Genomic DNA, 5,738 nt, shown 5'->3' with positions numbered 1-5,738 from the left:
TCGGCGCGGGCCAGGGCGGCGGCGCCGGCCCGGCCGGCCTTCTCGGCGGCGCGGCGGGCGTGCTCGGCGCCGTCGTGGGCCCGGCCGCTCTGGGATCGGGCGCGTTCGGCGTCCTCGACCGCGCGGCGGGCCTTGGCATGGGCGGCGCGGACCTGGGCCAGGGCCTGACTGCGCTTGTCTCCCGGCCCGCCCGCCGATTGGCCCGCCGGTTCGCCCGCCCGCGCCCGTTCACCCGCCGAGCGTGGGCCGTTCCGCGGCCCGGCCGCGCTCGTCTCCCGGCCCGCCCGGCGGTTCACCCGCCGCTTGATCCGCCGGTTCGCCTGTGGCCGGCCGGGCGAGCCTGGCGGCCACGGCGTCGAGGACCCACTCCAGGCCGGTGGCGAAGGACGTTTCGGCGTCCACTTCCGTGCCGTCGTATAGGGCCTTGGCGAGCGCCGGGAAACGGCCGGTGGCCAGCATCCTGCGCATGTGCGGGCCGTGAGCGCGCTGCCACTCGGACTCCGACAGGCCGGTGGCGCGCTCGGCCCGCAGCCCGGCGATCTCGCGTCTGATCGCCCCGGTGACGTAGGCGGTGACCGTCTCCACGGCGCGCATGACGGTGTCGAGGTCGGCGAGGCCGTCGAGCGCGGCCAGTGTGGCCTCGGTCACGGCGAGGGCGTTGGGGCCCAGGGCGGGACGGCCGCCGAGCAGGTCGGCCAGCCATTCGTGCCGGAGGGCGGCCCGCCTGGTGCGGTGGGCGATGACGCGCAGCGCCTCGCGCCAGTCGCCGGGCCGCTCCCGGGGGAGGATCTCGGCGTAGACCTCGTCGACCATGAGGTCGAACAGCTCCTGCTTGGTGGAGATGTACCCGTACAGCCGCATCGGCCCGGCGTCCAGCCGGGCGGCAACCTTGCGCAGCGAAACAGCCTCCAGCCCGCCCTCGTCGGCCAGCGCGACGGCGGCGGCGACGATCCGCTCCCGGTCGAGCGGCGCGGGGCGAGTCGGCGGCTCCGGCCGGTCCCACACAGTCATGACTTACATCGTATCGTTGCGATACACCGTATCGTGAAATACAGTGTATCGACATGATACAGCGTATTGCCGTAGTGGGCGGCGGCCCCGCCGGCCTCACCTTCGCACGCGTCCTGCACCGGCACGGCCACCCCGTCACCGTCCTGGAACGCGACCCCGCCCCCGACGCCCGTCCCCCGGGCGGCACTCTGGACCTGCACGAGAACCTGGGCCAGCTCGCGCTGGACAAGGCGGGCCTGCTGGCGGAGTTCCACGCGCTGTCCCGCCCCGAGGGGCAGGCCATGCGCGTCCTGGACGTGGACGGGACCGTCCTGCGCGACTGGCGGCCCCGGCCGGACGAGCGGGCCAACCCCGAGATCGACCGCGGGCAGCTGCGCGACCTGCTGCTGGGACCGCTGGACGTGCGGTGGGGCACGGCGGTGACCGAGGTGGCGCCGGAAGCGCCGCAGGGGGCGCTGGTCCGTTCCGCCGACGGATGGCAGGAGGCGTTCGACCTCGTGGTCGGCGCGGACGGCGCCTGGTCCAAGGTCCGCCCGGCGGTCTCGCCCGCGACGCCGTACTACACCGGCGTCGCCCTGATCGAGACCTCCCTGGACGACATCGACACCCGCCACCCCGGCCTGGCCCGGCTGATCGGCGACGGCGCCATGGCCGTGTACGGCGTGAACCGCGGCCTCGTCGCGCAGCGCAACAGCGGCGGCCACGTCAAGGTGTACGCCCAGTTCCGCGCGCCGCTGGACTGGCACGAGAACCCGGCCCTGCACCTTGGCCTGGACGGGCTGGACGGCCCGGATGAAACGGATGAACCGGACGGGCGGGCGGGCCTGGACCCGTCCGACGCCGAGGCCGTCCGATCGACCCTGCTGGCCCTGTACGACGGCTGGACCGCGCCCGTCCTCGACCTCCTGCGCCACGGCACGGCCTTCGTGTACCGCCCCCTGCACGTCCTGCCCGCCCCCCACACCTGGGCCCATGTTCCGGGGGTGACGCTGGTGGGCGACGCCGCCCACCTGATGCCGCCGCTGGGGGTGGGGGCGAACCTCGCGATGCTCGACGGCGCCGAACTCGCCGAGTCCGTCGCCGCCGCCTCCGGCCCCGGCGAGCTGGACGAGGCGGTCCGCGCCTTCGAGGAGCGAATGTGGGCGCGGGCCGGCCGGTGGGCGAAGTTCACCACCGCCGGCCTGGAACGCCTCGTCGGCCCTGACCCCGCCGACGCCCTCGCCCTCTTCGACGAGGTCCAGGGGGGCTGACCGCCGTACCCGGGCGTGCCGGCGCCCCTTCCCTTCTTGAGCGGGCACGCACAACGTCCTACGGTCCAGAGGATTAAGCGCTCAAACCGCTCAAACGCCGCCGCGGAAGGAGCGGCGGACGGGGCTGTACATCGAGACACGCATACGGCCGACCTGGACCTGATCTGGCAGCTCAGCCGGAATCCGGCACGGCACCGGCACTGGGACCTGCGCTTCGTCCACATCGACCGCCTGGCCCGCGCGGACGGTGAACCGTACTCCTGGGTGAGCCGGTCGGCGAGGCGGCCGGGATCGCCGGCGTCGCCGTACAGCATGCGGTCGACGAGGCGCTGCAGCCGCCGCCGCAGCGGCTGGAAGACGGCCCCGGCGAACAGCGCCGCCACGAGCCCGGCGATCCGGTCGTACTCCGACACCACCAGGCTCGGCAGGGCCCCGGCGGCGAAGTACACCGAGCCGACGACCGCCAGCAGTCCGGCCGCGACGAACGTCGGCGGTCCGGCCGCGAGGGCTCCTTCAACGCCGTATACGACGCCGCCGCATGCGGCGTACGCACGGGTGTCCGTCGGGTGTCGCGGCCGTCGCCGCCGTGTCACCGGCCGAGGCGATCCCGGCGGCGACGGCCGCGGCTGCGGACGCGGGCGCGGGCGGTCACGGGATCACGACGAGCCGCCTGCCTTTGAGGTCGGTGCGCTGCCAGGCGGCCTCGATGTCGCGCAGCGGGACCTTCTCCACGTCGTAGGTGAGCTCGCCGGACCGCGTCCAGGCGACGATCCGCCGGTACGCCTCGTCCATGGTCTGCGGGTCGAGGCCCTTGGACGCGCCGTAGATCTCCACGCCGGAGGTGCGCAGGCTCGCCGCGGCGAGGGCGAGCCCGGCGCCGGCCGACTCGCCGATCTGGACCACGCGGGTCGGCTTGCCGAACGCGAACGTCCGCGGCTTCAGGGCGCTCAGCAGGATCTGGGTGGGCCTGCCCCACAGGTAGTCGGCGACGACGTCGTAGCCGTCTCCCCTGGCGTCGAGGTACGCCTGCGCCAGCGCCTCGTCGGGGACCGCGGTGTTGATCACCGTGTCGGCTCCGATGTCGCGTACCTCGCGCAGCCGGTCGTCGTCGCGGCCGGTGGCGACGATCCGGCCGGCGCCCAGCAGGCGGGCGACCTTGACCGCGAGCCGTCCGGCGACCCCGGTGGCGCCCTGCACGAGCACCGTCTCCCCGGGAGCGAGGACTGCGGCCGTGCTCATCGACATCGCGGTGATGGCCGAGGCCATCACCGTCGCCACGGACGGGTCGATGCCGTCGGGGATCGGCATGTAGGAGCCCTCGGCCACCACGGTTTTCTCGGCGAGCGCGCCGTAGGGCAGGCGGGGGTTGCCGAACCCGACGAGCGTGCCGTCCGGGAGGGCGCCGATGCCGTCGAAGGCGGGGATCACCGGCAGGTGGCCGATGTACTTCTCGGCGGCGTAGTGCGTGCCCGCCGCGATCGCCTTTTCGACGTTCTCGACGGCGACGGCCTTCACGTCGATGATCACCTCGCCGTCGCCGGGCACCGGGTCGGGGAAGTCCTCATAGCGGGGGATGCCGCCGACCTCGTGGAGGACCGCCGCCTTCATCTCAGTTCCTGACCGAACGCGTGGGCGATCCACGACTGCCACGCCGTAAGGACGCGGGGCGGACGGGCCGGGGAATGGTTGAACCCCTGGTGGTGCCGGTGGCGCGAGCGGTGGTGTGCGGGCGTGTGCGGTCGTCCGTGGGCCTGGCGGTCCTGGCCCTGGTGGCCGGGCGGGCGCTCGGCGTGCGGGGGAACCCCCGGTACGCGGTGGGTCGCGCGGTGCGCCAGGTCGCGGGGCGAGTGCCGGTGTCTCATCTGTGCCTCCTTCCGATCATGGATCTCTATCACCGATAGAGTAATCTATCGCTGATAGATTACGGAAGGGAGGTGCCTGAATTGGCTCTGGACAAACGACGAATCGTCGCCGAGGCCGTCGCGCTGCTGGACGCCGAGGGGCTCGACGGCGTGACCACGCGCAAACTGGCCGCCCGGCTCGGCGTACGGTCGCCGACCCTCTACTGGCACATCCCGAACAAGGCGGCGCTGGTCACCGCGATCGCCGAGCAGATCCTGGAGCAGCAGTTCCCCGAGCTGGAGCCGCCCGGCCCCGACGAGCGCTGGCAGGACTGGCTGACCGGCCTGGCCGAGCGGCTGCGCCGCGCGCTGCTGGCCCACCCGGACGGCGCCCGGATCATCGCGGCCTCCCAGCTCTCGCTCAAGATGGCCGCCATCTCCGAGCTGGCGATGAGCACACTGGTCGGCCGGGGCATCCCCCTGCGGCGCGCCCGCCTGATCGTGCTGACGGTGTTGCGCTTCACCGTCGGCTACGTGCTGGAGGAACAGGTCGGCCGCCCCGATGCGGACGCCCTGGACGGCTTCGACATGGCCGCGTACGCCGCGGCACACCCCACGGTGATGGCCGGCGTGACCGAGTACTTCCAGTCCGGACGCACCGTGGATGACCTGTTCCGCGACTGCCTGGAACAAATCATCCACGGCCCCGCGGCAGAGCCCGGCCCCGCGTCCTGACGGATTGACCACCACGTGGGCGGGCCGGCCCTGACACGAACGCCCCAGGTACTCAGGCCGGGGCCGCCACCGACCACCGGTCGCCGACCAGCGCGGAAGCCAACGCTCCTTTCGGCCGCCGACTCCCGTCCCTCGGTTGGCCCGGGTGCTTCGCCGCCCGGGACAACGTCCTGGAACGTTCAGGGCTGTTTGGCGGCGTCCGGCGTGCCCGGGGAGTTGCGAAGTCCGGCGGAGCTCGGCGGACACGGCGCGCTCGCCGAGCCCGGCCGCCTTCACCCATTGGGACACCCCCCTGGAACGTTCAGGGCCGTTTGGCGGCGTCCGGCGCGGCCGGGGCGCTGAGGAGCTCGACGTAGTTCGGCGGACACGGCGCGTTCACGGAGCTCGGCGGACACGGCGCGGGCGGCTTCGAGCTGGGCGCGCAGGTCGTCGATGCGGGCCTTGTGCACCGACAGCTCCTCGCGCAGCAGGTCGCGTTCGGCCTCGGCGGCGCGCAGGCGTTCCTCGGACTGCCGCCGGGCGCGGGCGGCTTCGCCGCGCGGGACAACGTCCTGCGGCGTTCAGGGCTGGTTGGCGTCCGGCGCAGCCGGGGCGCTGCGGAGCTCGGCGGACACGGCGCGCTCGCGGAGCTCGGCGGCCTCGGCGCGGGCGGCTTCGAGCTGGGCGCGCAGGTCGTCGATGCGGGCCTTGTGCACCGACAGCTCCTCGCGCAGCAGGTCGCGTTCGGCCTCGGCGACGGCGATGCGGGCGGCGGCCTGGTGTTCGGCGCGGGCCGCGCGCTCCTCGGCGAGCTTGGCGCGAGCCTGGGCGACGGCGGTCGCGGCCAGGGTTTCGGCGCGGGCGGCTTCGGCGGCCTCGGCGCGGGCCAGGGCGCGTTCGCGTTCGGCCTCGGCCGCCTCGG

General features: G+C 74.0%; 5 protein-coding genes and 2 pseudogenes. 2 read left to right on the top strand and 5 right to left on the bottom strand.

The genetic code is table 11. The annotated features are described in order from the left end of the window. Positions 1–296: pseudogene (locus AB0K60_RS37585) on the bottom strand (hypothetical protein); the annotation flags it as partial. Further along, positions 229–1,011: a TetR/AcrR family transcriptional regulator C-terminal domain-containing protein gene (locus tag AB0K60_RS37580; protein WP_364066590.1), complete on the bottom strand. Its 783-nt coding sequence runs from the start codon at positions 1,009–1,011 to the stop codon at positions 229–231. The gene AB0K60_RS37580 and the pseudogene AB0K60_RS37585, both read right to left, overlap by 68 nt. A 53-nt stretch (positions 1,012–1,064) precedes the next feature. On the opposite strand from AB0K60_RS37580, the gene AB0K60_RS37575 reads away from it, so the two are divergent. Next, the gene (locus AB0K60_RS37575) at positions 1,065–2,261 is read left to right on the top strand and encodes an NAD(P)/FAD-dependent oxidoreductase (protein ID WP_364066587.1); all 1,197 of its coding nucleotides are present in this window, start codon (positions 1,065–1,067) and stop codon (positions 2,259–2,261) included. Positions 2,262–2,909: 648 nt separating this feature from the next. Here AB0K60_RS37575 and AB0K60_RS37570 read toward each other — a convergent pair. Together AB0K60_RS37570 and AB0K60_RS37565 are read right to left on the bottom strand one after the other, a co-directional pair. Continuing rightward, positions 2,910–3,869, bottom strand: a complete 960-nt coding sequence (locus tag AB0K60_RS37570) for a zinc-binding alcohol dehydrogenase family protein (protein ID WP_364066584.1) — start codon at positions 3,867–3,869, stop codon at positions 2,910–2,912. After that, positions 3,866–4,123: a hypothetical protein gene (locus AB0K60_RS37565; RefSeq protein WP_364066581.1), complete on the bottom strand. Its 258-nt coding sequence runs from the start codon at positions 4,121–4,123 to the stop codon at positions 3,866–3,868. Before AB0K60_RS37565 ends, AB0K60_RS37570 begins: the two co-directional genes overlap by 4 nt. Before the next feature lie 72 nt (positions 4,124–4,195). Here AB0K60_RS37565 and AB0K60_RS37560 point away from each other — a divergent pair, with 72 nt between their 5' ends. Next, entirely contained in the window at positions 4,196–4,837 is a 642-nt protein-coding gene (locus tag AB0K60_RS37560; protein ID WP_364066578.1) for a TetR/AcrR family transcriptional regulator C-terminal domain-containing protein, read from the top strand. Positions 4,838–5,397: 560 nt separating this feature from the next. Here the strand turns inward: AB0K60_RS37560 and AB0K60_RS37555 are convergent. After that, positions 5,398–5,738, bottom strand: a pseudogene (locus AB0K60_RS37555) (hypothetical protein); the annotation flags it as partial.

The sequence above is a fragment of the Thermopolyspora sp. NPDC052614 genome (assembly GCF_040678635.1).
GTDB lineage: Bacteria > Actinomycetota > Actinomycetes > Streptosporangiales > Streptosporangiaceae > Thermopolyspora.
Note: the sequence above shows the minus strand (reverse complement) of the source record. Positions and strands in the feature narration are given on the sequence as shown.

What these genes read in the sequence shown, in the direction of transcription:
- AB0K60_RS37570 (WP_364066584.1), bottom strand. Translation starts at nt 3,869, where the DNA reads ATGAAGGCGGCGGTCCTCCACGAGGTCGGCGGCATCCCCCGCTATGAG.
- AB0K60_RS37575 (WP_364066587.1), top strand. Translation starts at nt 1,065, where the DNA reads ATGATACAGCGTATTGCCGTAGTGGGCGGCGGCCCCGCCGGCCTCACC.
- AB0K60_RS37565 (WP_364066581.1), bottom strand. Translation starts at nt 4,123, where the DNA reads ATGAGACACCGGCACTCGCCCCGCGACCTGGCGCACCGCGCGACCCAC.
- AB0K60_RS37580 (WP_364066590.1), bottom strand. Translation starts at nt 1,011, where the DNA reads ATGACTGTGTGGGACCGGCCGGAGCCGCCGACTCGCCCCGCGCCGCTC.